Raw genomic sequence first — 24997 nt, 5'->3', positions numbered from 1 at the left:
CCGACACCTTCAATCGAGGAGCAGCCGATGTCCGATGCAACGACCGGAAACGCGACAGGCCGTGCGCACCCGCTCGACCAAGTGGTGTGGAATGCGCTGACGGGCCGGCAGCGCCGCTTGGCGCTCGGCAACGACCGGGCAAGGCGGTTTCCGGCGGCCATCGCGCCGTTTGCGGCGATCGAGGACACGAGCGCCGCCTCGTTCGACGCGTTGCGCGCCCTGATTGCCGCACACGGGCCGGCGGCGCTGGTCACGCCGGACGAGATCGAGCTGCCGGCGGGATTGTCGGCGATCCGGCGCGCGAACCTGCTGCAGATGGTCTGGCAAGGGGCGCTCGACCCGGCGCCCGAATCCGGACATGTCACGCTCGCCGAAGCCGACGTGCCGGACATGCTCGCGCTGACCACGGCCGCGCAGCCTGGCCCGTTCGGCCCGCGCACGTTCGAGCTCGGCCACTACATCGGCATCCGCAGCGAAGGCCGGCTGGCCGCGATGGCCGGCGAGCGGATGCGGATCGACGGGTATACCGAGATCAGCGCCGTGTGCGTGGATGCCGCGTTCCGGCGGCAAGGGCTCGCGGCACGTCTGATGCGGGCGTTGATTGCGGAGATCGATGCGCGCGCGGATACGCCTTTCCTGCACGTCCTCACGTCGAACCAGGTCGCGATCGAGCGCTATCTCGCCCTTGGTTTCGCCATCCGCCGCGAGATGCACCTGCTGGTGCTGGGCGACGCGCACGCATGACGACGCGGCCGGCACGATACACGTGCCGGCCGCCGCTTGTCCGGGCGGTTATTCTTCGGTCGACCGGATCAGGTTGCCGCGCAGCGTGACGATCGCCTTTTGCATCTTCGCGAATTCGTCCGGCTTCAACCCGGTGGCTTCGACCAGATTCATGTCGAGCCCCTTCTCTCGCAAGCGGCGGCCGCTCTTCGTCAGGCTGACGAGCACCTGACGTTCGTCCGACGGATCGCGGTGCCGCTCCAGGTAGCCCATTGCCTCGAGCTTCTTCAGGATCGGCGTCAGCGTATTGGATTCGAGGAACAGCTTCTCGCCGAGCTGGCCGACCGTCTGGTTGTCCTGCTCCCACAGCGCAATGATCGCGATGTATTGCGTATACGTGAGGCCGAGCGCTTCGAGGATCGGTTTGTAGGCCTTGCCGAACGCGAGGTTCGCCGAGTAGATCGCAAAGCACAGGAACTCGGACAGCTTCGGCGCGGCGGCGGATGGGGCTTCGGTCGGTTTCATGAACGTCCTCCAGCGACGCGAACGGTCGCAGATGGACGCATTATATATCGCGTGCGATCTTATCGGAAGCATGATAATCGGCCTCGATGAACCGGCGGAGTGGCGCGATGCTGCCGGCGCGCCGTCAGTCCGCCCTGCGGCGCTTGCCGGTCTGTGTGCGGTTAACAGACAGCAGCGTGCATTGCACCGGATGCGCGATTTCGGTCGCGAGCCCGCCTGCTGCGAACAGCAGGATCATCAGCCAGCGTTTCATGCGCCCTCCACGACCGAGAGGCTCGCGCCGTCGGCGACCGTCGCGTCGAGCGCATACGGGTCGATGCCGTCGAGACAGCCGAGATTGACGCGCCAGCAGGCGGGATCCCTGCGCGTCTGATGGAACGGGTAGACGCCGCAATGGCTGCAGAAATAGTGACGGGCCGTGCGCGTGTTGAAGCGGTAGCACGTCAGCGCGCCCTCGCCTTCGAGGATCTTCAGTTCGCTGGCGGCGAACATCGGGCTCATCAACGCGCCGCGCCGGCGGCACAGGCTGCAGTTGCAGCGCGCTGCCGGTGTAATGGCGGTTCGGACTTCGAATTTGACGGCCCCGCAATGGCAGGATCCTTTGAACCAGGTTGCAGACATGATGCACTCCAGAAGAGGTCATGCCTGCTTTATAGCGGACGCCCGAACGTGCGTTGTATCGCGATGTATCCACGGTCCGTACAGATACAGAACATTGCAAATCGGCGGCGATTGGCGTGCGTTTGCCGATCGCCGGCATGTGGCTGCGGCCCGTTGCCTGCGAATCGCGCGATCAATCCAGCACGTGCTGCATCCGCTCGATCGCCGCCCGCGTTTCGCGTTCGAGTGCGGCGAACAGCTCGGCCGCCGGCAGCGACCGCACGAGCGGCGCCGCCTGCCCGGCCCATTGCGCGCCGTAGCCGAATTCACCCTTCGCCTTCGCGGCCGCATGCAGCGCCTTGCCGGCGTCGTACGCGATCGGATACGCGGGCGTGGCCGGCGCGTGCGGGTCGTCGCCGAGTGCGGTCAGCCGGTTGGCGATGCCGCGCGCGATCCGGCCTGAGATCGCGGCCGTGAACGTCGTGCGGCGCGCCGCGTCGCCGAGCAGCGCGCGACGATAACCGTCGTCGATCGACGTCTCCGGGCACGCGACGAACGCGGTGCCGAGCTGGGCGGCCTGCGCGCCGAGCGCGAGCGCGGCTGCGATGCCCTCGCCGTCCATGATGCCGCCGGCGGCGATCACCGGCAGCGCGCATTCGCGCACGATCAGGCGCGTGAGCGCGAACGTGCCGAGCCGATCGTCGTGCGCGGTCGAATCGAACACGCCGCGGTGTCCGCCCGCTTCGATCCCCTGCGCGACGATCGCGTCGATGCCGGCGGCGGCGATCTGCTGCGCCTCGTCGAGATTCGTCGCGGCCGCGAACAGCGTGATGCCCGCGCGCTTGAGCGCGGCGATCACGTCCGCGGACGGCAGGCCGAAATGGAAGCTGACGACGGCCGGCTTCTCTTCGACGAGCATCGCCTGCATCGCTTCGTCCACGACGAAACTCGTATAGATCTCCGACAGCGATGCGGGCGGCGTCGCGCCGTACTCGCGGAACGCCGGCGCGAGCCACGCGAGCCACGCGCGTTCGACGGCCGCGTCGGCGTGCGCCGGCTGGTGGCAGAACACGTTGATGTTGAACGGCCGGTCGGTGAGCGCGCGCGCGTCGCGGATCATCTTGCGGGCGCCGTCGGCGTTCGTCGCACCCACGCCGAGCGAGCCGAGCCCGCCCGCATTCGACACGGCGGCCGCCAGCGCCGGCGTGCTGACGCCGGCCATCGGCGCCTGGACGATCGGTGCGCGGATGCCAAGCGCGCGCAACAGCGTCCGGTTGTCGGTCGATTGATTCATGTTGCTTGCCTCCTGCAAGATCCGTCATCGAAATGCTTCGGCCGGATGCGGGCCGAAACGCGTGGGTCGGGTTCGGATCGGTGCGCGTTCGTCGTGCTTGGTGCGCAACCGGTCACGTGAAAGCGATGTCGACAACGATGCGCCGTCGTGCGATGCAGTGTCCGCGACTGCGGCGTCCGCGATGCGCGGTGAACGCGTACGTCGTCGCCGCTTCCCGGCGCGCGCCTCCGCAACTGCGCCCATCCTACGCCAGCCCGCGATCCGCCGGCCAGCCGCTATCGGCTGCGCGCCCAATGTGCGAGCCCCGCGCAGACTGCCAGCAGCGCGCCCGTCACGAAGAACACCGAATGCAGCCCCAGCGCGACGCCGATCTGCCCGCCGATCACCGGGCCGATCACCTGTCCGCTGAACTGCGCGGACTGCAGGTAGCCGAGCATCTGCCCGGTCGCACGCTCGTCGACCGATTGCCGCACGAGCTTGCCGATCGACGGCAGCAAGCCCGCGAGCGTCATGCCCATCAGCACGCGCAGCGCGCCAAGCTGCCACCAGTGCGTGACGAACGCCTGCGGCACCATCGCGAGCGCGGTCAGCAGCAGGCAGCCGATGATCACGTTCCAGCTGCCGATCCGGTCGGCCAGCGCGCCGAGGCGTGCGGCGGTCAGCATGCTGCCGAGCGCCGAACACGCCATCACGACGCCGGCGATGCGCGCGAGGTGATTGCCACCGACCCCGAGGCCGCCGATATACACGGTGATGATCGGCTCGATCGACATGTTCGCGAGCAGCACCATCATCGCCGTCACCAGCAGCGCGGCGACCGCCGCGCGATTCGTGCGGTGCGGCGTGCCGGCCGCGGCGCTCGTGGTGCGCGTTCTTGGATCGGTGCCCGCGTGGAAGTCTTCCTTCACGACGAAGATCGTCAGCAGCGCGGCGACGGCGATCATCGCGCCACCGGCGAAGAACGTGCCGCGAATGCCGAGCCAGCCCGGCAGCAGTCCGCCGACGAGCGGCCCGACGAGGTTGCCCGCGAGCGCCCCGGTCGACAGGATGCCGAGCGCCCAGCCGGCGCGCTCGCGCGGCGCCTGGGTGCCGACCATCACGGTCGACGCCGACGCGTAGCCGCCGACGAGCCCCGCGAGCAGCCGCAGCGCGACGAGTTCGGCCACGTTGTGCGCGACGCCGATCAGCGACATCACGATCGCCATGCCGATCGCCGCGCGCACGAGCATCGGCTTGCGGCCGAAGCGATCCGCGAGGCGGCCCCACAGCGGCGCGGTGATGGCCGTGCCGAGAAACGTCGCGCCGAACGCGATGCCCGACCACTGGATCACGGCCGACTGCGCATCGACGCCGAGTTGCCGCACGTACAGCGGCAGGAACGGCAGCAGCATGCTCAGGCTGACGAGCGTCGTGAACGAGCCGAACACGCAGACGGCGAGATTGCGCCGCCAGTAGCGCGCGTTGCGCTCGGCATAGCTGGCGGCGGGCCGTTCGGCCCGGGCCGCGGCGGGCGCATGCGAGATCGTGCTCATGGCAGCCTCCCCGTCACGGTCATCGGTGCGGGAAAGCCCTGCGCGGCGAAGCTCGCCGGCAGCGGCACGCATGCGAACCGGGCAATGCCGATAGCGGACACCACGCGGTGCGTCAGTCCGGCCGCACGGGCGCGACGCGGGTCGGGAAGCGCTTGATGCATGTTGACCTCCATTCGCTGAACGGACGCCATGCGCGTCCATCGGTTGAAGGAAGTCTAGATTGAGTCGAATCCCGGGAGAATCCCCGTCACGCGAAAGCCATTCTTCCGCGTCCCGGTTCAATCGCCGTCGGTGATGGCCGCCAGCCGCGCGAAGTGCTCGCGCAGGCGCGGCGCCGCGAAATCGACGAATGCGCGCACCTTCGGCACCGATAGGCGTCCGTAAGGCGTGACGAGATGGATCGGCAACGGCGCGTGCTCGCTGTCGCGCAGCACGATCCGCAGCGTGCCGTCCCGTACCGGTTCGGCGACGTGATACGAAAAGAGCCGCGTGACGCCGTGCCCGGCGACGGCCGACGCAACCGCGCCGCGGATCGTGTTGATGATGAAGCGCGGCGTGAACGGGACGACCTGTGGCAGCGCCGCTGGCGTGGACGGCGGAAAGCTCCACGAATCGAGGCCGAAATGCGTCATCGAGATGATCCGGTGCTGCGCGAGATCGGCCGGCGTCTCGATCGCCGGATGCTGCGCCAGGTAATCGGGCGAAGCCACGACGACACGGCGCACCGCGCCGACCGGAATCGCGACCAGCGTCGAATCGGTCAGGTGCGCGATTCGCAGCGCGACGTCCATCCCTTCGTCGATCAGGCTGACGGGACGGTCGAGCAACTGCAGGCGGATCGACACGGCCGGATGGCGTTCGATGAATTCGTCGAGCAGCGCACGCAGCACGTCTTCGCCCGCGGCGACGGGCACGGTGACCGTCAACAGGCCGCGCGGCGCCGAGCGTTCGTCGGCGACCAGCATGTCGGCTTCCTCGAGATCGGACAGGATGCGGCGGCACGCGGCCGCATAGCGTTCGCCAGCCTCGCTCAGCCGGATCGTCCGGGTCGTGCGGTACAGCAGCGCGGTGCCCGTATGTTCTTCAAGGAATGCAATCGCGCGGCTGACCGCCGCCGGCGACCGGCCGAGCTTCCGGCCCGCGCCCGCGAGGCTGCCCTCGTCCAGCGTGGCGACGAACACCTTCATCGCATCGATTCGATCCATGGTCTGGGCGGGCTGGGCGCGAACGGTCGTGTGAGGGGCGGCAGGCAAGCGAGCGAGCGAGCGAGCGAGCGAGCAGTCTACCGCACGCCGGCGCGGTGCTTGGCCCGGGGGATACTGCACTTGCGGTTTTGGCCCTACAATGCGCAGGCGAAGTAACCGCATGACCGGCCGTCAGGATGCCGCGTTCCTCGAACGCTGCGTCCGACATTCAAGCGGTTCCGCTGAAAAACGAACAACATCCAAAACAGCACTCATGAAAAGAAGAACATTTCTCGCGCTGCCCGCCGTGGCAGCGTCCGGCATGCTCGCCGGCTGCGCCGATTTCGGTCCCGCCACGAAAGCGTGGATGAAGGATTCGGAATACGACGAAACCTTGTCGACCTTCCTGATTACCGCGGACGGCAAGCAACTCGTCGTGCTCGGCCAGAAGTATCACTACATCTTCGAGATGCCGCCGGGCCTCGCGACGGTGCTCACCGCGCCCTATCGTCCCAAGATCCACACGGCGTTCAACGATTTCGAGACGCACGGCGACGCGATCACCGGTCGCTACACAATGAGGCTGGACTACCCGGATGCGCCGACCGGCTCCGACGTCCGCGAGCGTGCGCTCGCGGACGGTTTCAAGAAGGACCATGGCTACCTGACGTCGGAAGGCACGATCAGCGGCAAGCGCTATCTGCCGAACGATGTCACGCCTTCGTCGGTTCCGCAGGCGTTCAATCGTCCTTACCATGTCACGGTGACGGACAAGCTGACGGCCGTCGGCCACGGCGCCAAGCTGGCGTTGTCGCCGATCGCGATGGCGGCCGATGGCGCGCTGGGCCTGCTCGGCCTCGCCCTGTTCCCGATCGCGCTCACCACCTTCATCATCATCGCAAGTTGAGACCGGAATCCACGATGAAATCCCCTGCCCGAAAGATGTTCCGGATCGGCTGCGTGGCCACCTGCCTGGCCTTCGCGCAGCACGCCTGCGCCGAAGGCGACTGGGACGCAGCGCGCCATGTCCGGACCGACTGGGTGTTCGCGTCGATGAAGGAAAGCGACGTACGGCCCGCGCTCGATCGCGCGCTGAAGGATCAGGTGCGCTGGGCCGACCTGCCCGGCAACGCGCCCGATGCGGGCGCGTTCCGCTGCACGAAGCTTGCGTTGCCGCCGCCGTCGGCCGAAGCCCAGGCCGCGTTCGACGCGGCGCCGTCACCGCGCGGCCGCGAAGCCGACATCGCGTATGCGAAGGCGGCATCGCTCGGTTCGTGGCGCGCGGCCGCCCGCCTGGCGAGCAGTTCGCTCGACGACGAGGATTGGGAAGGTGCGCAGCCTGCGATCGCGTGGCTGCTCGTTCATCACGTGCCGGCCGGCTACAACAAGCTCGCGGATGTCTTGCAGGCGATGTCGGGCTACGACGGCGAAACGCCCGGCGAGGGCATGAGCGGGATGATCGCGTCGCTGCGCTGGCGCGCGGCCCGTGAAGGCGACCCGGTCGCGCAGATGGAGATGGCCGACCTGTTCGACAAGCTGGGCAAGGCCGATCTCGTCACCGCGCTGCGCGCCTGCGCGACGCAGCAGAATCCGGCGCTGAAATGAAACGAGCCGGTACGCCGCGATGACGTGCGGCGTACCGGCTCGTGTGGTGACAGTGTCGCATCAGACTTCGTAGCGCACTGCGTGCGCTTCGGTGGGCAGCGGCAGATCCCAGCGCAGCAGCATCGCCTCGAGCGCACGATTCGTCAGTGACGTGTCGCGCCGCGCGTTGCGACGCAGCAGCGCCGCGCGTGGCTGTTCGAGGTAGACGAGCGTCACGTCGGCGCCGTACGCAAACAGCAGGTCGAGCGTCTTCTTGCGCATCAGCGGCGACAGGTTCGTCGCGTTCCACACGAATGGTTGCTGTTCGCGCAACAACGCCTTCGCGGCGTCGACCGCATGGTGCGCGACCGCGCCCTCGTTCTGGCCGTGGCGTAGCCCCAATGCATCGCGTGCATCGTCGAACGACACGACCGGCAGATCCGGATGATGCCGCGCAACCCACGTGTTCTTGCCCGACGCGGGCAGGCCCGACATCACGACGACCCGCGAGCCCGGCGTGCGGTACAGCGGATAGTCGGGATGCACGTCCGCGCCGCGAAAATAGCTGAGCGCCGTGTGCGCATCGGCGAACGCGCGTGGCTGGCCGTAACAGCCCTCTTCCCGCGCCAGCTCGCGCAACAGTTCGATGTTGTCGAGCACGCGCTGCGTGTCGTCGCAGATGCGCCCGCGAATGTCGGCTTCGGCGAGCAGGCACAGCAGCGGCAGGCTGACCTGCCACGACAGCTCGCGCGCGATGAACTCGGGCGTGCCGCGGCGCGACCCGCTCATCGCGAAGAACGGCACCTGATGCACGGCGATCATCCGGCAGATCGCCTCGCGCACCGCAAACGGCATGCCGGCATCCCACAGCGCGATCCGTGCATCGATTGCGCCCTTGCGCGAGTGGCCGGGATGGCCGATCGCCCCGGTATCGGGATCGACGACCGTCGTGCTGTACTTGGCGATGTCGTGCAGCAGCGCGGCGAGGAACACGATCTCCTGATCCGCGCGCGACGCGGCCTGGTACTCGGGCAGCGCGAGCAGCGCATCGATCACCATCATCGTATGCGTCCACACGTCGCCTTCTCCGTGGTGCGCGGGCTCCTGCGGGGTCGTCTTCGCGTGTTCGAGCGCGGGAAACGCCGCGAGGCACGCGCGATAGTCCGGCTGCCGGCCGGGCGCAGGCACGAGCGCCTGCAGTTGTTCGTACTTCATGATCAAGACTCCTCTCGAAACGGCGCTCGGCCGTTCCGCATTCATTGGTTCGGCTGCGCAGCGGGGTTCGATGCCCACGTGACCGTCGGGCGCGGCGCATACAGGTCGACATCCGGCGCGAGCAGGTTCGGGATGAACGGCTGCTCCGAGTGATGGCGCGCCGATTCGAGAATGGCCTGCACGAAATCGTGGCGCACCCACTTCAGGCGCGCGGTCGTCGTGTCGTCCGTCTCGACCTTCACGTAGAGCCCTTCGGAGCGCTCCGACTTGTCGCACTGCTGCCATGCCCGCGCGAGGTCGAGCCCCTGCCGCCGCACCGTTTCCTCGAACGCGCGACGCCAGTCCGGCGTCTTCGCGAGCGACGGGCCGAGCAATGCCTTCAGGTCCGCAAGCCGCGCCGGCGCGATGCCTTCGTACAGCACGGGCACCGACAGCACGGGCCCGTCGGCGAGCAGCGCGCGACGCGCGGGCGTCGACAGGAAGCGGCCCGTCGTGCGGTCGAACACGTCGAATTCGAAGAAGTGATGCGGCAGCGCGTCGTAGAACACCGCGTGCTTCTTGCTCATCGTCTCGCCGTACATCACGTAGCGATCGCCGAGGCGATCGAGCAGCCAGCCGGCATGGGCGGTCGCCCAGGTCTTCACGAACCCGAACTGCCGCTCGCGGCCGCCGCCGGCCAGGTAGTGGCCGCGCGACTGCAGCAGCAGTTCGCCCGCGGGGCTGAAGCTGATGCCCGTGTTCGCGCCGTCGAGCTTTTCCTCGACGACGAGATGGGCGCCCGCGAGGGTGCGATAGGGAACGTGGTCGTGACCTTCGTCGCCGTCCTGCAGGCGCGAGCCTTCGAGATGCGGCGTGCGCGGGTAGCGGGCGAGGTCAAGCGATTGCGCGTAGGCGCGAAAATCCAGCGTCATGGTCTTTCTCCGGAAACAGGGGAAAAAGCCGACGACGTGAACGAACGATGGGGTGTGCGTTGCGGTGTCAGTGCGGGTCCGGGCGCGTTCCTGCGATCGACGTTCCGGCGCTGCGAGGCAGGCGGAAACGGGCAGGACGACACGCGGCCGGGACGGCAGTCGTCGGCGTATCAGGCGAAGGGACGAATGTTTGCGGGCACTTGGATCACCGATTCGATGAGGGTTCAGGGATGAAGCAGGCGGATGCTACGAAACGGCTTTTGCGCTGTCAAGCGTGGTTGGGCACATCCGTGGTGGCTGTCTGCGGACGTGGCATGCCGGCTGCGGCGCGTCGGGCGCGACATCGACGAGGGAATGATCCGGATTCCTATGTGTGTGTTTTTCGCAACATCGAGCGACGATTCGATGGACAGCGCTGCGCTGCCCGCTTGCTGCGACCGTCGCGAGCATGCTAGAGTCGCCGCCATTCCGATCAACCCCTCACTCGCAAGGAGAAAAAATCATGACGTCACGCCAACACTCCTCCCGTCGCGGGTCGTAGTTCGGGTTTTTCGCGTCCGTTCGTTTCATCGTTCACGCCAAGCAGCACCACGCATCGCCATCACGGCGATGAGCCGGGTCGTTCCGATCCGGTCGTGCCGCCCTCTTCCCGACTTCCGATGTCGGGCAGCGCATCTGTGCGCTGCCTGCGCCATGGCCCGCCGTTCTTCCTTTTCATCGAACGGAAACCTCCATGGGCAATTCCATGCAATACCTGGCCAAGCACATCACGCTGTGCGCTTGTGCCACCACCTGGATCGAAGGTGAGGCGATCCGGCAGCTCGAACACGCTGCCACCCTCCCCGGCATGCGGCGCGTCGCCGGCATGCCCGATCTTCATCCTGGACGCGGCTACCCGGTCGGCGCTGCGTTCTTCTCGACGGGCCGGCTGTATCCGGCGCTGATCGGCGGCGATATCGGCTGCGGGATGGCGCTGTGGCAAACCGCGCTCGACGCGCGGCGCGTCAGCGCGTCGAAGCTCGCGAGCCGGCTCGGCTCGATCGACGCCACGCCCGATGCCAGCTGGCAGCCGCGCATTGCGGCCGCCGGCTTCGCGGATCACGCGTTCGCGGCGTCGCTCGGTACGATCGGCAGCGGCAATCATTTCGCGGAGGCGCAGCGGATCGACGCGGTGTACGACGCGGATGCCGTCCAGGCGCTCGGTCTCGACCGCGACCGTCTGCTGCTGCTCGTGCACAGCGGGTCGCGCGGCTTCGGCCAGTCGATCCTCGAGCAGCACATGCGCGAGCACGGCTACAACGGCCTCGACGACACCGATGCCGCCTGCACCGCGTACCTCGCGCGTCACGATGCGGCGTTGCGCTATGCGGGCGCGAATCGCGACCTGATCGCGCGGCGCATGCTGGCGCGCTGGCGTACCGACGGCCAGTGCGTGCTCGATGTGAACCACAACCTGGTGAGCCGCGCGAGCGTCGACGGCGAGCCGGGCTGGCTGCATCGCAAAGGTGCGACGCCGGCCGATGCGGGGCCGGTCGTCATTCCCGGGTCGCGCGGTGACTACAGCTACCTCGTCGCCCCGGTACGGCCGGACGATGCGGCCAGCCTTGCGTCGCTTGCGCACGGTGCGGGCCGCAAGTGGGCACGCGGCGATTGCAAGGAGCGCCTCGAACGGCGCTTCACGCCGTCGCAGCTCACGCGCACGCCGCTCGGCAGCCACGTGATCTGCGAAGACCGCGAACTGCTGTACGAGGAAGCGCCGCAGGCCTACAAGCCGATCGACAGCGTCGTCGACGCGCTCGAGGCGGCCGGCCTGCTGCGCAAGCTCGCGCGGCTCGCGCCGGTGCTGACCTACAAGACGTCCGCGGAGGCTGACCGATGCTGATGCAGATTTCTTCGGCGCACGGCCCGCTCGAGTGCCAGCTCGCGGCGGCCAACGCATTGCGGCGCCTGCAGGCGGAAGCCGACGCGCAGCGCGTTGTCGTCACGGTGCTCGATGCGCAGCCGGGCGAACGGCCCGGCACGCTGCGCTCGGCGCTGCTCGATCTCGACGGCGCTGGCGCACACGCGCTTGCCGACCGCTGGACGGGCACGCTGCAATGGATTTGCGCGAGCCCGTACCGGTTGCGCCATCCACGCAAGAACTGGTTCATCGGCGTCACGCGCTGTGCCGACGCACAGCCGCTGCCGGATGGCGATGTGCGGTTCGAAGCGATGCGCGCACGCGGGCCCGGCGGCCAGCACGTCAACAAGACGAGCTCCGCGATTCGTGCGACCCATGTCGCGACCGGCCTGTCGGTGCGTGTGGAAAGCGAGCGCAGCCAGCACGCGAACAAGCGTCTGGCGCTGCAGTTGCTGCAGGTGCGGTTGCAGCAGGAAGCCGACCGTCACGCGTCCGATGCACGCCGGCAGCGGCGCATGCAGCACTTTGCGCTGGAGCGCGGCAACCCCGTGCGCGTGTTTTACGGGGCGGCGTTCGTGCCGGCTGACTGACCACGTGGGCCTGGCCGCCGGCGGCTGTTGCGCCGGCGGTCACGCAACGGCGCTCATGGTTTTCCCGGCCTGCCGGTGGCGCGCAAGCGCAACCGGATCCGGGGCGTCAACGCGCGCCACGCAGGCTGCACGGGCCTGCCGCGGCCATGCCGGCCGCCGCGTGTTCCGCACCCTTTCTGCACAGGAAAGGATGCTTGAAACATCCGCAATTATCACGTGCCGCGGATTTGCCCACCATGTGCCGGACGATCGGTACAGCCCGCCTGTCCGGCCCTTTCATGGGCCTTGCGGTGCCTGCCGCCACGTCGTGCGGCCGGGTGCAGTGCGCCGGTCGCGAACGGCCGGGCCACGCGCCACGGCGTATCGATAATCAGGAGACACGATGAACAGCCATTCCCTCGATCTCGGCGGCAACGCGGGCGGACCCGCGTCCGCACGACCACCGGCCGCTGCCGCCGGCGCCGGCGCCGATGCGTCGGCCGGCCCCGCCCGCCGTGTCACGCTCGGCGCTTTCATGGACGACCTGCCGGTTGGCGCATTGCACCGGTTCGTCGTCTGGGTGATCGGCATCGGGTTGTTCTTCGACATGTACGAGATCTTCCTCGTCAGCACGATCGGTTCCGCGTTGCAGAACGAATACGGGCTGAGCCGGCAGAGCACCGATTTCAAGCTGCTGCTGGCATCGGCATTCATCGGCATGTTCGTCGGTGCGATGTGCCTCGGCAGCCTCGCCGACCGCATCGGCCGGCGCAAGGCGTTCCTGCTGACGCTCACGTGGTACAGCGCGTTCTCGCTGGTCGGCGCGTTTTCGGTGAACGCCGACATGCTCGTCGCGTGCCGGTTCCTGACGGGGATCGGCGTCGGTGCGATCTACCCGGTCGCCGACAGCTTCCTGTCCGAAATCCTGCCGAAAGAAAAGCGCGGGCGGCTCGCTGCGTGGGCCTATACGACTTCCTATGTCGCGGTGCCGCTCGTCGGCTTCCTCGCGCTGTGGCTGAACCCGCTGCATGTGGGGGGCGTGGCCGGCTGGCGCATCATCCTCGCGATCGGCAGCCTCGGCGCGGTGTATGTGCTGCTCGTCCAGCACCGGTTGCCGGAGAGCCCGCGCTGGCTGCTCGCGCAGGGGCGCACCGCGGATGCGCACGCGGCATTGCGGCGCTTCGCGGAAGGTACCGGCGTGCGCGTGCCCGAGCAGTTCGCGGAACCGGTCGAACCGCAACGGCCGCTCGGGCTCGGCGAGCGTATCGCGCTGCTGCGTCGCGAGCCGTATGGTGCGCGCTACCTGATGCTCGCGATCTTTCACCTGTTCCAGGGCTTCGGTTATTACGGCTTCGGTACGCTGGCCGGTACGGTCGTGAAGAGCCGCGGTTTCGATGTGACGGACAGTACGCTGTTCATTGCGCTGTCGTTCATCGGTTATCCGATCGGCTCGCTGCTGTCGATTCCGCTGCTCAACTGGATCGAACGCCGCACGCTCGTGATCGTGTCGATCCTGTCGATCGCCGTGTTCGGGCTGTGCTTCGCATACTCGGGCCATACGATGTTGATCGTCGGCTTCGGGTTCCTGACGACCTGTGCGTCGAACGTGTTCAGCAACGCGTATCACGTGTACCAGGCGGAGATTTTCCCGGCGCGCGTGCGTTCGACGGCGATCGGCAGTACCTATGCGTTGTCGCGGATCGTCAGCGGTGCGCTGCCGTTCGTGTTGCTGCCGGTGCTCGGCAGTTATGGCGCGGGTGCGATGTTCGGGGTGATCTCGATTGCGCTCGGTATCGTCGCCGTCACGCTGCGCGTGCTCGGGCCGCTGACGACGCGGCGCAGCCAGGACGAGATCAATCCGGTGTGAGCGTGTTTCGATGCGGGGGCGCGGGAACGCGCTCCCCGCATCATGTCTGGTCGCTTCGCGACAAGGACGCTACGACGACATTCCCGCTCGAGAAACGACGACCGTAAATTCGATCCCCGATTCAAAATCCAGCGTCGTGGTCGAGAACCGCGGATCGTCGTCGAGGTAGTGCTTGTACGGTCGAACGGCCTCCTCGGCCGTGTACATGTTGTCGGCCAGTACGATCGATCCCGGGCGTAGCAGGTGCTCGATCTCCTTGAACACCTTCAGATAGACGTCGGCCCATACGTCGATGAATACCATGTCGAACGTACCGTCCAGCTCGGCGACGATCTCGAAGACATCGCCCTCTCGCACGTCGACATAGGCGTCCAGGCCCGCCGTTCTGACGTGATCGCGCAAACGCGTGCACTTGAGCGCATCGCGTTCGGTCGCGACGACCACGCCGCTGCCCAACGTGCGCAGCGCCTCGGCAAAATACAGCGTGGACACGCCGCATGAACTGCCGAGTTCGAGGATTCTCGCCGGTCGTTGCGAGAGCACCAGGTTGCGTAGAAATCCGCCCGTTTCCGGCGACACGGCCAACGACAGCGGACTGCCTTCCGGGGACGCGAAGTCGTCGCTGGACAGCCCGAACGTTTCGAGAAACCGCCCCCGCAGACGCGGTGCGATCGCTTCGTAGTCTTCGGCTAACGACAGAAAATCCTCGTTCGATCCCTGGAACTGTGCGCGGGCGCGGGCGACGATTTCGGTCCGGCTCTCTTCGTGGAGCCGCCGCAGAAGAACGGTGGTGGGTGAAGCCATGTGCGTTCCTTGACGAAATTGATCACTTCGACGATGTATCCAGCGACCGCCTACCCGTCAGGGTTGCTGCACCGTCACTCGATAGCGGCGATACACGGATGTTGCTATGCCGTTCGGGCGAGCGTGATCGCGTGTTCGGGGCACGCCGTCACGCACAGTCCGCATGACCGGCACGAATGCGCGTTCGGCGCGTAGGCGACTTTCATTCCATGCACGCGCTGCTTCAGGCGATGCATCAGATCGAGGCCGACGTAATCAGCCTGGTCGATGCGCCGGACCTCGAACACGTTCTCGGGGCAAACCGCGACGCAATCCCCTTTGCCTTCGCAACGTTTCAGATCGACGACCGGCACGATCACGCCCGGTTTCTGTTTGCAGTCGCCCGTTGATTTTTCGCGCACGTTCACTCCCCGTCGGGCCGGTTGCTGCCGGATCGCCACGCGGTCCGGAAATGCTCGCGCTCTTCGGGCGTCATGGATTCCCACTTGCGCCAGTGGCGCCGACCGCGCCAGCCGCGGTGTCCACGGAAGCCGCCGAACAGGATGCGGCTCAACACGAGCAGGCCCAGCGCATGGGCGAAGTCGATCGTGCGGGCGCCGATGAATAGCGCCGGCATCACCCAGTTCCACAACATCATGACGACCCATCCGAGCACCGCGATGGCGATCACCACGAGCAGCGCCTTGCCGGCACATCTGATTCGAAAATTCATCTGTCGACTCCTCTAGGTATTGTCCAGTTCGTCATAAACAGGCTGCAGCCGGGCACGCAGATGCAGGACCGCATAGCGTTTGCGAGCGAGCAGCGTATTGAGCGCGATGCCGCTTTGCGCGGCCATCTCCTTGAAGGAGCGGCCCTCCAGTTCGTGCGCGATGAATACCTCGCGCTGATTCGCCGGCAACTCGTCGAGCGCATCCTGCAGGGCCTTGAGCAAGAGCGTGCGCGCGTAGAGCGCCTCGGGGCCGGCATCGTGCGCGGGTAGCGCGAGGTCCAGGCGATACTCGTCGTTCGCGTCATCCTCGGCGTCGAACAGATCCGCCAGCGGCTGCTCCTTCTTCTTGCGAAAGCGGTCGACGATACGGTTGCGCGCGGCACGGAAAAGCCACGCGCTCGCCTGTTCGATTGGCGCGGGAAGCCGGTAAGCCTGAACGAACTCGTGAAACACATCCTGCAGAACGTCCTCGGCATCGTCCGGGTCGCGTATCCGACGCCGGATAAAGCTCACGAGCCTCGTTCGTTCACGCATCACGATCGCGGTGATGTCGCGGTCTGGATCGGTCATCGTGCGTGAAGTGAGTGGCGGTCCATGTGCCTGAAGACGTTTCAGCCGCGCGAATATTGTGTCGAGTGTGAAAATTTACTGCGCGAGCGCGCAGGCTTTACGGGGGGATAGCGTGTGCGGCGCCACGCCCGGGGAACACGCGTGTTGTCCGGCCCGGCGGTCATCGCTGACGCAACTTGGCGCCGTGTAAAGAGAGTGAAAGAAACGGGCCGGCGACGACGGTCAAAAGGTCACGACCAAGCGTGCATGGCCTCCGACTGCTGCCGGACCCAGGCGGCGGCAACCGACCGCGGCTGAGTGACAACGCTCGGCGAACGTCTCGTGCGAGAAAGACTTCGCGTTTCACGCAGCCTCGATCCAGATCGGCTCGGCAGGATGATGCTCTTGAATGACGGCAACTGCGTGCACCATTTCCTGGACGTCTCCTGCGCGCGCATGGCCTGTGAAGTTCGTGACGAGCATGCCCGTAGAGCGAAGTGCAGCCATCTCTTCTTCAGTCAGTACGCCAGCATCCACCCACAGGCGGTGAGCCTTGTTGTCGCGCCATAGACTTTCGAATGCGTTGACGCCGATCCTGGAGCAGGCAAAGAACACCATGTGCATCTCCGTCGTTGTGCAACTGGCCAAGTATCAGGCATCCGGCTCCGCCGGGATCGCTTTTTGTCGTAGCGCATCGGTCAGTGCCTGACCGGCGTCGGTGATGTGTGCGGCCAGGCGCTCGCAGGCTTCGTCGACCCGGCCGGCGCGTGCCGCATCGAATATCTCGACATGCTCGTTGTCGGAGCGCGCACGCCAGTCGAGCCATTTCCACGCGGCAAACAGATGGCGCGCGCTGGCCTGGTGCAGATCCGCGATCACGGAGACGACCCGCGGCATGCCACACGGCGTGGTGATCGCCTGATGAAAGCCTCGATTGATGCGTTCGAGCGCGGCGATGTCTCCCGATGGTGCGTCGGCCTCGAGAAAGGACGCAGCGCGTGCCAGGTCATCTTCGGTGTAGCGGGGAATCGCGTACCGGAGCGCGAGCGGTTCGAGCGCAGCCCGCATGCGGGAGACCTCAATGACCGCCTCCACATCGAGCGGCGCCACGCGCACCCCACGCCGAGGCTCCGCGATGACCAGCCCTTGTGCCTCGAGCCGACGAAACGCTTCGCGGACCGGCACATGGCTCGTACTGAACGCGTCGGCCCACTCGTCCTGCTTGAGTCGCTCGTCCGGCGCAAGTTCACCCGAAACGATCCGGGCGGCAATCGACTGCGCGATATGCGCCGCGATCGAGCGATCGTCCTTGACATCGCCATTCATCTCAACCACCATCAGAATAGATTATCTATTATCTATAGTAACAGATCGGGAGACAGATATGCGCCACCGCCGCCCCGCCCGACTGCAGGAGATCGCCGGTATCGGCGTCGACCGCATGGGATCTATCGCGGACCACTCTGGCCGCGACGTGCTCCGGCTGGAGAATCTCGATACGGATATCCCGCCGCACGCCGATGCGCTCGCGCGAACGCGCGCGGCGGCGAGCGAGGATGCCGCGAATTCGTATCTGCCGTTCGTCGGCCAGGACCGGCTGCGCGCCAGCGTTGCAGCGCACGTCACCGTGCAGACGGGCGTGAACTACCGGGCCGACAACGTCATCGTATCGGCGGGCGGCCTGTCCGGCATCCTGAACGTCCTGCTGGCAGTGCTGGAAGTCGGCGACGAGGTCATTCTGACCGACCCGACCTATGCGGGGCTGCTCAACCGCGTGCGGCTGGCCGGCGGCTCACCCGTGCAGATCCCGTTCAGCTTTCACCCGGGCGCGGAATGGAAACTCGATCGCGCGGCGATGTCCGCCGCGTGTGGCCCGAAGACGCGCGCCATGCTGCTGATGTCCCCGTCGATGCCTTCCGGCGCGGTGCTTGACGAGGAGGACTGGGTCTTCGTCGCCGGTTTGTGCGTGCAGCACGACCTGTTGCTGATCGTCGACAGCGCGATGGAGCGGTTGTTGTTCGACGGGCGCAAGGTCGTTCATCCGGCTCGGCTGCCCGGCATGGCCGAGCGCACGATCACGGTGGGCTCGGCGTCGAAGGAGTTGCGGATGATCGGCTGGCGGGTGGGCTGGATCGTGGCGCCGGATGCGCGCATCCCCGATCTGGTTGCGGTGTCGCTCGCGAACGTGGTCGTGCCGGTCGGCATCGCGCAGGAGGCCGCCGCCATCGCGCTCGAGCGCTCGACGATCGACCTGCCCGATTACGTCGCGGAACTGCAGCGTCGACGCGACGCGATTGCCGCCGAGCTTCATGGCCTGCCGTTCGGCATGCCTGCGGGCGGCTGGTCGATGCTGCTGCGCGTGTCGGATTTCGGTCTCACGGGTGAACAGATGTCGGAGCGGTTGCTCGAACTGGACGTATGCGCGACGGCGATGACGGGCTGGGGTCGGCAACACGGAGGCGCCTATATCCGTTTCGTCTTCGCGAACGAGCCGGTGAACCGGTATGCGGGATTCGGCAAGAAGGTCATCGAGGCACTCGGGATGTGAGGATGCCTGATGAAATTCATCTGCCCGAGGTGATGCGGCCCGAGAACGGAACGTCATCAAAAAGCTCGGGAGGTGAGTTCATGGCGAGTTAGCACGCAAGGGATGCTATCCGGATGAGCTTCGATATCAAAAGGCGGTCGACGTAGCCGACGCAATCGGCAACGTGATTAACCGCCCTATTGAAGCCATTCGGACGTTCGGGAAGCGGACGTTCGAAGCAACATCAGATCTCGACAGTGATCGACCGCGTGACCACCGCGGTGCCTCCGGCCATCAATCGCGAGATCCTGCCGCCTTCGACATCGAGCATGACTTTGATGACGCTCGGCGAAGGTTGCGGCATCAAATGCCCTTGTTCAATGAGGATTTTCGTGTCGCCTACCCCCATCCGCTCGAATAGCAAGCACGCCAGCGGCCCGGCTGCCGTTCCGGTCGCCGACTCTTCCGCAATGCCGAAACGCGGCGCGAACATGCGGGCGCCCGCGTGGCGCCCGGGTATTTTCGTCGTCGTCGAGAAGACGTAGTAACCGATCAAATCCAGATCGTCGCTGATCGATTCAATCGCTCGCTGGTCCGGACGAATCGCAGCCACGGACGGCTCGTCGGGCAACGCAATCATCAGGAAGCTGTTGCCGGTGTTGACGACGGTTGGGCTTTCGACGCTATAAATTTGTGCCGTCGATACGCCCAGCGATTGAGCGATTCTTGCGGAGAACGGGGATTCGGCTTCGATCGAGCGATAAATCGGGGAACGCTGCTCCATCAGAACGGTATTGCCATCGATCATGATGTCTCGGCATCCGTCGATCGTCTCTTTCGACGACTGGCCGTCATCCACCCTGCCGATTGCTCTCAACAGAGAAAACGTGGCGATGGTGGCATGGCCGCAATGAGCGATCTGCCGCGTCGGCGTGAAAAATTCCACCTTGACCGTCGCAATATCCGATTTCGACACGAATGCGGTTTCCGACAATGCGGCCTGCTGGGCAACATACAACTTCTGGTTTGCCGAAAGCGCATCCGCATCAATCACCACGCCGGCAGGATTGCCCCCGGCATGTCCGTCTGTCAACGCATTGACGATTTGAACTTCAACTCGCACAAGTCCTCCCAATGGACGAAACGCAAACCAGGCGCGATAAACACCTGCGCTCGTATCGACTCTCGATGATCTCGAGGCCGGCGCCGACTGACTGTGACCGGTCGACGCTGCGCATTCAGCAAGATCTGCGAGCCGGTCCTTTCCTGCCTAATTGTTGCTCGTGGTGGTTGACCCTTGCAGCTGGATATCGTCCCCGCACCACGTCGCCCGCATCCGCTTGCCGTTGCCGAGATCGACCACGGTGTCCTCGAGTGTCGTATCGTCAGCAGTCTTGAAAAGATACCGGTAGTGCGTGTTTTCATAGCCGATCGAATAGCCGGCCGGCAATTTCTGTGGCGCGATGGGCCGGAGCGGACCAAACCGGTGCGCGGGCGTCGGCGCGGCGAGCTTCGCGAGCGCGCCGCACAGCGGCCCATCGTCCCTCGACAATGCACTCCGCAGGTTGATGAACCCGAGGTCGTCGGCCAGGTAGCCTGCTACCGGGCCACTCAAATGACCTGCGATTTGCACGCTACTTTTCATGACGCCTGCGCCGTAGCTTTGATGCAACGGGTCAAGATCGAAGATCTGCTTTCCACCGATACCGAGATACGACGAGCCCGATATCAGAAAATAAACGAAGTCGGGCACATTGGCGATGCGCTTGATATCGTCGAACTCGTGGAAATACAGCACATCCAGGCCACTGCGGGCTACCCGGAACTCGTCCGGCTGGACATTGTGGACGCATTTCAAATCGGGGGCGCCGGGCACCGGGCACACCGGAACCAGCATCTGGAACGTGGCCGCCCGCACGCCGTCAAGCGGCTTCCGGCCCAGGTAGACACGCTCGCCGTCGCTGATGATGGCGGGTTGGAGTGAGGCCGGCGGGCTCAGCAGCTTCAGCGGCGCCTTGATTTCAGGCCGATAAACGGGGCCCTCGAGGGCGTCGACTGAAAATACGCGTCCAGCATTGACTGCGAAGGTATTACCGATAACTTCGACCGGACCAGGCACCATCTTCGGGTCCATTCGCTCTTCCAGATACACGTGGTTGCGGTCGTACGCCCACCCGTCATCCGCTTTTGCGCCCTTGGGCACAAAGGTCTTGAAGGTCGCGGGATCGGCGCCTGGAATCACGTCGGCGCCGTCGAATACCTGCTGGCCGTCAGTGGCGTGGAGTCGATCCAGAATGCGCAGCGCCGAACCTCGTTGCGTGAGCAGATAATAATGTCGTGCCTCGTCGTCTTCATGACGGCGCATATGCGACGGTAAAAGACAGGCCAGATCGGGTACCGGCCCGCCGTGCGAACACGCATCATGTAATTCGTGCAATTCCGAGATGAAATACCCCCGGCCATTGATCACGCCATACTGGTCGCTCAGCATCTTGACTGACGGATGCTGGCACGGCCCCTCGCGTTCGGCGGTCAGCGCGCCCATGCTTTTGCCAGCACGCGCCTGCGGATACCAGTATTCCCGACAGATAGTGTCCGTGTATGCCCGTGCCGAACCGGCGAGGCTGAACATGAGCAATCCGAGTGCCAGCACGATTACGTCGCGCATTCGGTCGCTCGATCGCGGGCTCACGCGAACCCCGGCTTGCAAGGTATTTTCGTTCATAAGAGTGGGTTCGGTTTAGCTCGACTCCATATCGTCGACGTCCGATTGTCAGCGATCCGCGCCGGTATGTCGAACGCCCCGTCGTGGCCGATCGTAGTCGACGCCAAAGGCGTCACGAGAAACGCCCGATTACCGCCATTCGTTTTGAAATTTTGAAATCGCTGAGAAGCGAGCGCCCAGGTAATGCAAGCCTCGCGGGGCGATTGCACCCGAAATGGCAGCAGATTAATATCGTCGAATTCTCGGGACGAACGTGTAACCTTTATGCGCATACTCGTAATGGGCGGGACACTGTTTCTCGGTCGGCACATTGTCGAAGCGGCCCTGCAGCGCGGGCACGATGTAACGATATTCAACCGGGGGCAACAAAACCCGTCGTTATTTCCCGAGATCGAGCGTCTCGTTGGCGATAGGGATTCGGATCTCTCCGCCTTGGCGGGTCGGCAATTCGACGCCGTGATCGACCCTTCCGCGTATCGCCCTGAACACGTCGACCTTGTGCTTTCTGCGCTGAAGGCCCCGCCGAAGCACTACACGTTCATTTCCAGTATTTCCGTCTATCGCAGCTTCCCGCCCGGTACGTGCTATGACGAGAACGCGGACACCCTTCCGGGCCACGAAGGTTATGGTGCGCTGAAGGCCAGAACGGAAGCGGCCATTCAGTCGGCCATGCCCGGGCGCGTCGCGATTCTCAGGCCGGGGTTGATCGTTGGCCCCTACGATCCCACCGGCCGGTTCACGTACTGGATTCGCCGCGTCGCGACAGGGGGCCGCATCCTTGCACCCGGGCGGCCCGATCGCCCGATCCAGTTCATCGATGCGCGGGACGTTGCGCAATGGTGCGTGCAGATGGCGGAAAGCAACGCGAACGGCGCATTGAACGCAGTGGGTCCCGCATCGACGTTGACGATGGAGCAGTTTCTCAGCCGGTGCATCGAGGTTGCCTCGAGCCCCGCACAGCTGGTATGGCTCACGGATCAACAGGTTCTCGACGCGGGTATCGAAGGATGGACGGAGCTTCCGCTCTGGATCGCGGAAAGCGATGCTGAGGCGGGCGGCATATTCCTCGCCGACAACAGCCGCGCGCTACGGAGTGGTCTCGCGTTTTCGCCTCTCGCGCGAACTATTCAGGACACGCTCGACTGGGCGCGGGAAGCCGGCGCCGAGACCGCGTCGCCATTGCTGGTCGGCGCGCTGAGCGCACCGAAGGAACACGCCACGCTTGCGCGCCTCGGTGCTGCTTGAGTCGGCTTCCGCGACGATTCAAGCATGAACCTCGGAACGAGCACGGGTGATCACGCGCCCTGGAGGCCATGCCGCGGCTCTTGCCGACCGATTCACCGTGCCGACATGAAATCGAACAGCTTCGCGATATCGGTCGTCAGTACGCTGCCCGCCTTCACGCCAACCCACAGCGTTCGTGTGGCCCACGCATCGTCGAGCTTCACGACCCCGAGCCGCGCCGCGCGCTCGCCGGTCACCGCATCGCGCGGCAGGATGCCGATGCCAAGCCCCGCTTCGATCATCCGGCTCACGCCGTCGAAATTCGATACCTGGATCCGCAGCTTCAGCGAGCGCTCGACCGCGAACGCGGCGTCGGTCATGCGCGCGAGCAGCGAACTGCCGTCGCTGAGCCCGACGTAGTCCTCGTCGAGCGTATCGGCGAAGCGGATGCCGTCGCGCGCGGCGAACCGGTGCGTGCGCGGCACGAGCAGCACGAGCTCGTCGCGCCGGTACAGCCGCCGTTCGATGCCGGGGGCCGGGACGTTGTCGGCGAACACGCCGAGATCGGCCTTGCCGGACGCGAGCGCGTCGACGATCTCGTGGCTCAGCCGCTCCTCGAGGCTGACCTTGATGCCCGGATTGTCGGTGAGGAACGCGGCGAGATCGGCCGGCAGGAACTGGACGATCGCGGACGTGTTGGTCCACACGTGGATATGGCCGCGCACGCCGGCGACGTAGTCGCTCATCTCGTGCGCCATCCGGTTGACCTGCTCGATCACCTTCGCCGCATGGTCGAGCAGCGCACGGCCCGCGGGCGTCAGCTCGACGCCGCGCGCATGCCGGACGAACAGCGCACTATCCGTCACGCTTTCGAGTTCGGCGATGCGCTTGCTGACCGCGGACAGCGTGAGCTGGCCGTGTTCGGCCGCTTTCGTCAGGCTGCCGTGCTCGGCAACGAGCGCGAACACGCGCAGCGACTGCAGATCGAAATGAAGCGGGTTCACCATGTCGTGGGTCCTGGGAAGGCCGCGCCGGCGCATGCCGTCAGCGCGGCGGCCTAGCGCCGATCATACGCCCGGCCGTGTGAGCGCGAAATGGTACGCCTGGCGCGGCGCGAACGACCGCAATGCGGCAAGCATCGCGCCGTCCGGCTTCGCGAGATCGTCGAGCACGTCGAAGTGCTGCATGCCGGGCAGCACGACGTGGACGCTCCGCTCGCCCGCTGCTTCGCAGGCCGTCGCGTAGTCGCGTGCCTGCCGGACGAGTTCGGGCAGCTCGGCGTCGCCGACCGCAACGACCGTCGGCGCGCCGGGCCCGATATGGCGCAACGGGCTGTACGCGTCGACCTCGTGCGCGGTGAGCTGCAGCTTGTCGTTCAGGCAACACAGCGAGATCGGTTCGAGATCGACGAGCGGGCTGATCGCAAGCGCCGACACGACGGCCGGATGCGCGCGGTGCACGGCCGTCAGGTGGCCGCCTGCCGAATGGCCGCTCAGGTGGATCGGCCGCTGCGCGGTGCCGAGGCCGTCGGGATCGTTCGCGAGGTAATCGAGCAGCGCACCGATCTCGCCGACGATGTCGGTCATCGTCGCGACCGGCGCAAGCGTGTATTCGGCGAGTATCACGTCGAAACCGCACGCGAGCGGCCCGCTCGCCGCATACGCGAAATCCTCTTTCGCACAGTGCTGCCAGTAGCCGCCGTGAATGAACACGAACAGCGGCGCATCGGGCTGACCGCACGACAGCCAGTCGAACCGCTGCGCGGGTCGTGCACCGTAACGCAGGTCGCGCCGGCCGGATACCGCTGCATAAAGCGCCGTGCTACGCGCCTGCATCGACACCAGCAACGCCGGGAAATCGGGCACCACCTTCGTGTTCAGATAGGCGGCGTCGAGCGCCGCGCGGTCCATGCCGCGATAGAGGATCGTCATCGGGAATCGCCTGGTCGGGTTGCGGAAAGCGCGGACGCAAGCGTCGCGTCCGGTGCGAAGGCGGCCTCTCGGTCGCCGATGCACGCATTATCCGCAGCGTGCCACGGGCCGGCTATCCGGAATCGGCGAGCGCGGAATCCGGCTGTCCGTTTTCGGCGGGAGATCGGCGCGGCATGCGACCGCACCGACGCGCTCCTGCGGCACGCGATACGGCCAGCGCTGCGCCGACGGTCAGATCAACTCGGAGATCTCGATCAGGTTCAGGTCGGGATCGCGCACGTAGACCGACCGGATCTTCTGCGTTGCGCCCGTGCGTTCGACGGGCCCTTCGACGATCGGCCATTCGACGCGTGTCAGGTGCGCGATCACGTCGTCGAGCGGCACCGCCGCGATGAAGCACAGGTCGAGCGCGCCGGGCACCGGCACATGCGCTTTCGGTTCGAATTCCGCGCCGCGCACGTGCAGGTTGATCTTCTGGTTGCCGAAGCGGAACGCGAGCCGGCCGGCGCCGAAGGTTTCGAGCTGCATCTGCAGCACCTCGGTGTAGAAATGCCTGGTCCTGTCGGGATCGACGCAGGTCAGCACGAGATGGTCGAGGTGGTCAATCAGCGCCATGAAATT

The 24997-nt window shown here is 65.9% G+C and carries 28 protein-coding genes; 8 read left to right on the top strand and 20 right to left on the bottom strand.

Features of this window, described 5'->3' with window-relative positions:
* Nucleotides 1–27 precede the first annotated feature (27 nt).
* Entirely contained in the window at nucleotides 28–744 is a 717-nt protein-coding gene (locus QZM67_RS15645) for a GNAT family N-acetyltransferase (protein ID WP_301804831.1), read from the top strand.
* A gap of 48 nt (nucleotides 745–792) precedes the next feature.
* Here QZM67_RS15645 and QZM67_RS15640 read toward each other — a convergent pair whose 3' ends face one another.
* From QZM67_RS15640 to QZM67_RS15610, 7 genes are all read right to left on the bottom strand, one after another.
* Entirely contained in the window at nucleotides 793–1248 is a 456-nt protein-coding gene (locus QZM67_RS15640; RefSeq protein WP_301804599.1) for a MarR family winged helix-turn-helix transcriptional regulator, read from the bottom strand.
* A gap of 124 nt (nucleotides 1249–1372) precedes the next feature.
* Nucleotides 1373–1501, bottom strand: coding sequence for a hypothetical protein (locus tag QZM67_RS15635; RefSeq protein WP_260865350.1), 129 nt, complete (start codon nucleotides 1499–1501; stop codon nucleotides 1373–1375).
* Nucleotides 1498–1869, bottom strand: a complete 372-nt coding sequence (locus tag QZM67_RS15630; protein ID WP_301804597.1) for a GFA family protein — start codon at nucleotides 1867–1869, stop codon at nucleotides 1498–1500. The genes QZM67_RS15635 and QZM67_RS15630 overlap by 4 nt, the downstream gene beginning before the upstream one ends.
* Before the next feature lie 172 nt (nucleotides 1870–2041).
* Nucleotides 2042–3142 (bottom strand): nitronate monooxygenase family protein, encoded by a 1101-nt coding sequence (locus QZM67_RS15625; protein ID WP_301804594.1) that lies wholly within the window; start codon nucleotides 3140–3142, stop codon nucleotides 2042–2044.
* A gap of 275 nt (nucleotides 3143–3417) precedes the next feature.
* Nucleotides 3418–4674, bottom strand: coding sequence for an MFS transporter (locus QZM67_RS15620; RefSeq protein ID WP_301804587.1), 1257 nt, complete (start codon nucleotides 4672–4674; stop codon nucleotides 3418–3420).
* Nucleotides 4671–4835: a hypothetical protein gene (locus tag QZM67_RS15615; RefSeq protein WP_301804584.1), complete on the bottom strand. Its 165-nt coding sequence runs from the start codon at nucleotides 4833–4835 to the stop codon at nucleotides 4671–4673. Before QZM67_RS15615 ends, QZM67_RS15620 begins: the two co-directional genes overlap by 4 nt.
* 117 nt (nucleotides 4836–4952) lie before the next feature.
* A complete protein-coding gene (locus tag QZM67_RS15610; protein ID WP_301804581.1) occupies nucleotides 4953–5879 on the bottom strand; it encodes a LysR family transcriptional regulator in 927 nt (308 codons plus the stop codon).
* A gap of 160 nt (nucleotides 5880–6039) precedes the next feature.
* On the opposite strand from QZM67_RS15610, the gene QZM67_RS15605 reads away from it, so the two are divergent.
* Together QZM67_RS15605 and QZM67_RS15600 are read left to right on the top strand one after the other, a co-directional pair.
* Nucleotides 6040–6765 (top strand): 5-formyltetrahydrofolate cyclo-ligase, encoded by a 726-nt coding sequence (locus QZM67_RS15605; protein WP_301804578.1) that lies wholly within the window; start codon nucleotides 6040–6042, stop codon nucleotides 6763–6765.
* Nucleotides 6766–6779: 14 nt separating this feature from the next.
* Entirely contained in the window at nucleotides 6780–7463 is a 684-nt protein-coding gene (locus QZM67_RS15600) for a hypothetical protein (protein WP_301804575.1), read from the top strand.
* Nucleotides 7464–7523: 60 nt separating this feature from the next.
* Here QZM67_RS15600 and QZM67_RS15595 read toward each other — a convergent pair whose 3' ends face one another.
* Together QZM67_RS15595 and QZM67_RS15590 are read right to left on the bottom strand one after the other, a co-directional pair.
* Entirely contained in the window at nucleotides 7524–8657 is a 1134-nt protein-coding gene (locus QZM67_RS15595; RefSeq protein ID WP_301804572.1) for an AAA family ATPase, read from the bottom strand.
* Between the two features lie 41 nt (nucleotides 8658–8698).
* Nucleotides 8699–9568, bottom strand: a complete 870-nt coding sequence (locus QZM67_RS15590) for an RNA ligase family protein (RefSeq protein WP_301804569.1) — start codon at nucleotides 9566–9568, stop codon at nucleotides 8699–8701.
* 733 nt (nucleotides 9569–10301) lie between these two features.
* Between QZM67_RS15590 and QZM67_RS15585 the strand changes: the two genes are divergently transcribed.
* The 3 genes from QZM67_RS15585 (at nucleotide 10302) to QZM67_RS15575 (ending at nucleotide 13904) form a co-directional block, all read left to right on the top strand.
* Nucleotides 10302–11450, top strand: coding sequence for an RNA ligase RtcB family protein (locus QZM67_RS15585; RefSeq protein WP_301804568.1), 1149 nt, complete (start codon nucleotides 10302–10304; stop codon nucleotides 11448–11450).
* On the top strand, nucleotides 11450–12058 hold the full coding sequence (gene prfH / locus QZM67_RS15580) for a peptide chain release factor H (protein ID WP_367620447.1): 609 nt from the start codon (nucleotides 11450–11452) through the stop codon (nucleotides 12056–12058). The genes QZM67_RS15585 and prfH overlap by 1 nt, the downstream gene beginning before the upstream one ends.
* A gap of 382 nt (nucleotides 12059–12440) precedes the next feature.
* Complete coding sequence (locus QZM67_RS15575; protein ID WP_301804563.1) at nucleotides 12441–13904, top strand: MFS transporter; 1464 nt, start codon at nucleotides 12441–12443, stop codon at nucleotides 13902–13904.
* 69 nt (nucleotides 13905–13973) lie between these two features.
* Here QZM67_RS15575 and QZM67_RS15570 read toward each other — a convergent pair whose 3' ends face one another.
* From QZM67_RS15570 to QZM67_RS15545, 6 genes are all read right to left on the bottom strand, one after another.
* On the bottom strand, nucleotides 13974–14708 hold the full coding sequence (locus QZM67_RS15570; protein WP_175020988.1) for an O-methyltransferase: 735 nt from the start codon (nucleotides 14706–14708) through the stop codon (nucleotides 13974–13976).
* A gap of 104 nt (nucleotides 14709–14812) precedes the next feature.
* Complete coding sequence (locus tag QZM67_RS15565) at nucleotides 14813–15109, bottom strand: 4Fe-4S dicluster domain-containing protein (RefSeq protein WP_301804830.1); 297 nt, start codon at nucleotides 15107–15109, stop codon at nucleotides 14813–14815.
* Nucleotides 15110–15111: 2 nt separating this feature from the next.
* Nucleotides 15112–15420: a hypothetical protein gene (locus QZM67_RS15560; protein WP_089450504.1), complete on the bottom strand. Its 309-nt coding sequence runs from the start codon at nucleotides 15418–15420 to the stop codon at nucleotides 15112–15114.
* Nucleotides 15421–15432: 12 nt separating this feature from the next.
* Nucleotides 15433–15990 (bottom strand): RNA polymerase sigma factor, encoded by a 558-nt coding sequence (locus QZM67_RS15555; protein WP_301804559.1) that lies wholly within the window; start codon nucleotides 15988–15990, stop codon nucleotides 15433–15435.
* A gap of 342 nt (nucleotides 15991–16332) precedes the next feature.
* Complete coding sequence (locus tag QZM67_RS15550; RefSeq protein ID WP_301804556.1) at nucleotides 16333–16587, bottom strand: hypothetical protein; 255 nt, start codon at nucleotides 16585–16587, stop codon at nucleotides 16333–16335.
* A gap of 33 nt (nucleotides 16588–16620) precedes the next feature.
* Nucleotides 16621–17295 (bottom strand): GntR family transcriptional regulator, encoded by a 675-nt coding sequence (locus tag QZM67_RS15545; protein WP_301804554.1) that lies wholly within the window; start codon nucleotides 17293–17295, stop codon nucleotides 16621–16623.
* Nucleotides 17296–17353: 58 nt separating this feature from the next.
* Between QZM67_RS15545 and QZM67_RS15540 the strand changes: the two genes are divergently transcribed.
* The gene (locus tag QZM67_RS15540) at nucleotides 17354–18517 is read left to right on the top strand and encodes a pyridoxal phosphate-dependent aminotransferase (RefSeq protein WP_301804828.1); all 1164 of its coding nucleotides are present in this window, start codon (nucleotides 17354–17356) and stop codon (nucleotides 18515–18517) included.
* A 223-nt stretch (nucleotides 18518–18740) separates the two neighbouring features.
* Here the strand turns inward: QZM67_RS15540 and QZM67_RS15535 are convergent, their stop codons facing one another.
* Together QZM67_RS15535 and QZM67_RS15530 are read right to left on the bottom strand one after the other, a co-directional pair.
* Nucleotides 18741–19619: a PhzF family phenazine biosynthesis protein gene (locus tag QZM67_RS15535; protein WP_301804549.1), complete on the bottom strand. Its 879-nt coding sequence runs from the start codon at nucleotides 19617–19619 to the stop codon at nucleotides 18741–18743.
* 147 nt (nucleotides 19620–19766) lie between these two features.
* Nucleotides 19767–21221 carry a hypothetical protein gene (locus QZM67_RS15530; RefSeq protein WP_301804546.1) on the bottom strand — a complete coding sequence of 485 codons (1455 nt, stop codon included), beginning with the start codon at nucleotides 21219–21221 and terminating at the stop codon, nucleotides 19767–19769.
* Nucleotides 21222–21500: 279 nt separating this feature from the next.
* On the opposite strand from QZM67_RS15530, the gene QZM67_RS15525 reads away from it, so the two are divergent.
* A complete protein-coding gene (locus QZM67_RS15525) occupies nucleotides 21501–22466 on the top strand; it encodes an NAD-dependent epimerase/dehydratase family protein (RefSeq protein ID WP_301804542.1) in 966 nt (321 codons plus the stop codon).
* A 92-nt stretch (nucleotides 22467–22558) separates the two neighbouring features.
* On the opposite strand, the gene QZM67_RS15520 is transcribed toward QZM67_RS15525, so the two are convergent.
* The 3 genes from QZM67_RS15520 to QZM67_RS15510 all read right to left on the bottom strand — a co-directional run bounded on the left by QZM67_RS15520 (nucleotide 22559) and on the right by QZM67_RS15510 (nucleotide 24991).
* Complete coding sequence (locus QZM67_RS15520; RefSeq protein WP_301804538.1) at nucleotides 22559–23452, bottom strand: LysR family transcriptional regulator; 894 nt, start codon at nucleotides 23450–23452, stop codon at nucleotides 22559–22561.
* 60 nt (nucleotides 23453–23512) lie between these two features.
* Complete coding sequence (locus QZM67_RS15515; protein ID WP_301804536.1) at nucleotides 23513–24376, bottom strand: alpha/beta hydrolase; 864 nt, start codon at nucleotides 24374–24376, stop codon at nucleotides 23513–23515.
* A 231-nt stretch (nucleotides 24377–24607) separates the two neighbouring features.
* Complete coding sequence (locus QZM67_RS15510; protein ID WP_301804533.1) at nucleotides 24608–24991, bottom strand: VOC family protein; 384 nt, start codon at nucleotides 24989–24991, stop codon at nucleotides 24608–24610.
* Nucleotides 24992–24997 lie beyond the last annotated feature (6 nt).

This window comes from Burkholderia sp. AU45251 (assembly GCF_030482905.1).
In the GTDB taxonomy this organism is placed as follows: Bacteria; Pseudomonadota; Gammaproteobacteria; order Burkholderiales; family Burkholderiaceae; genus Burkholderia; species Burkholderia aenigmatica.
This window is presented reverse-complemented; position numbering and strand designations above follow the sequence as displayed.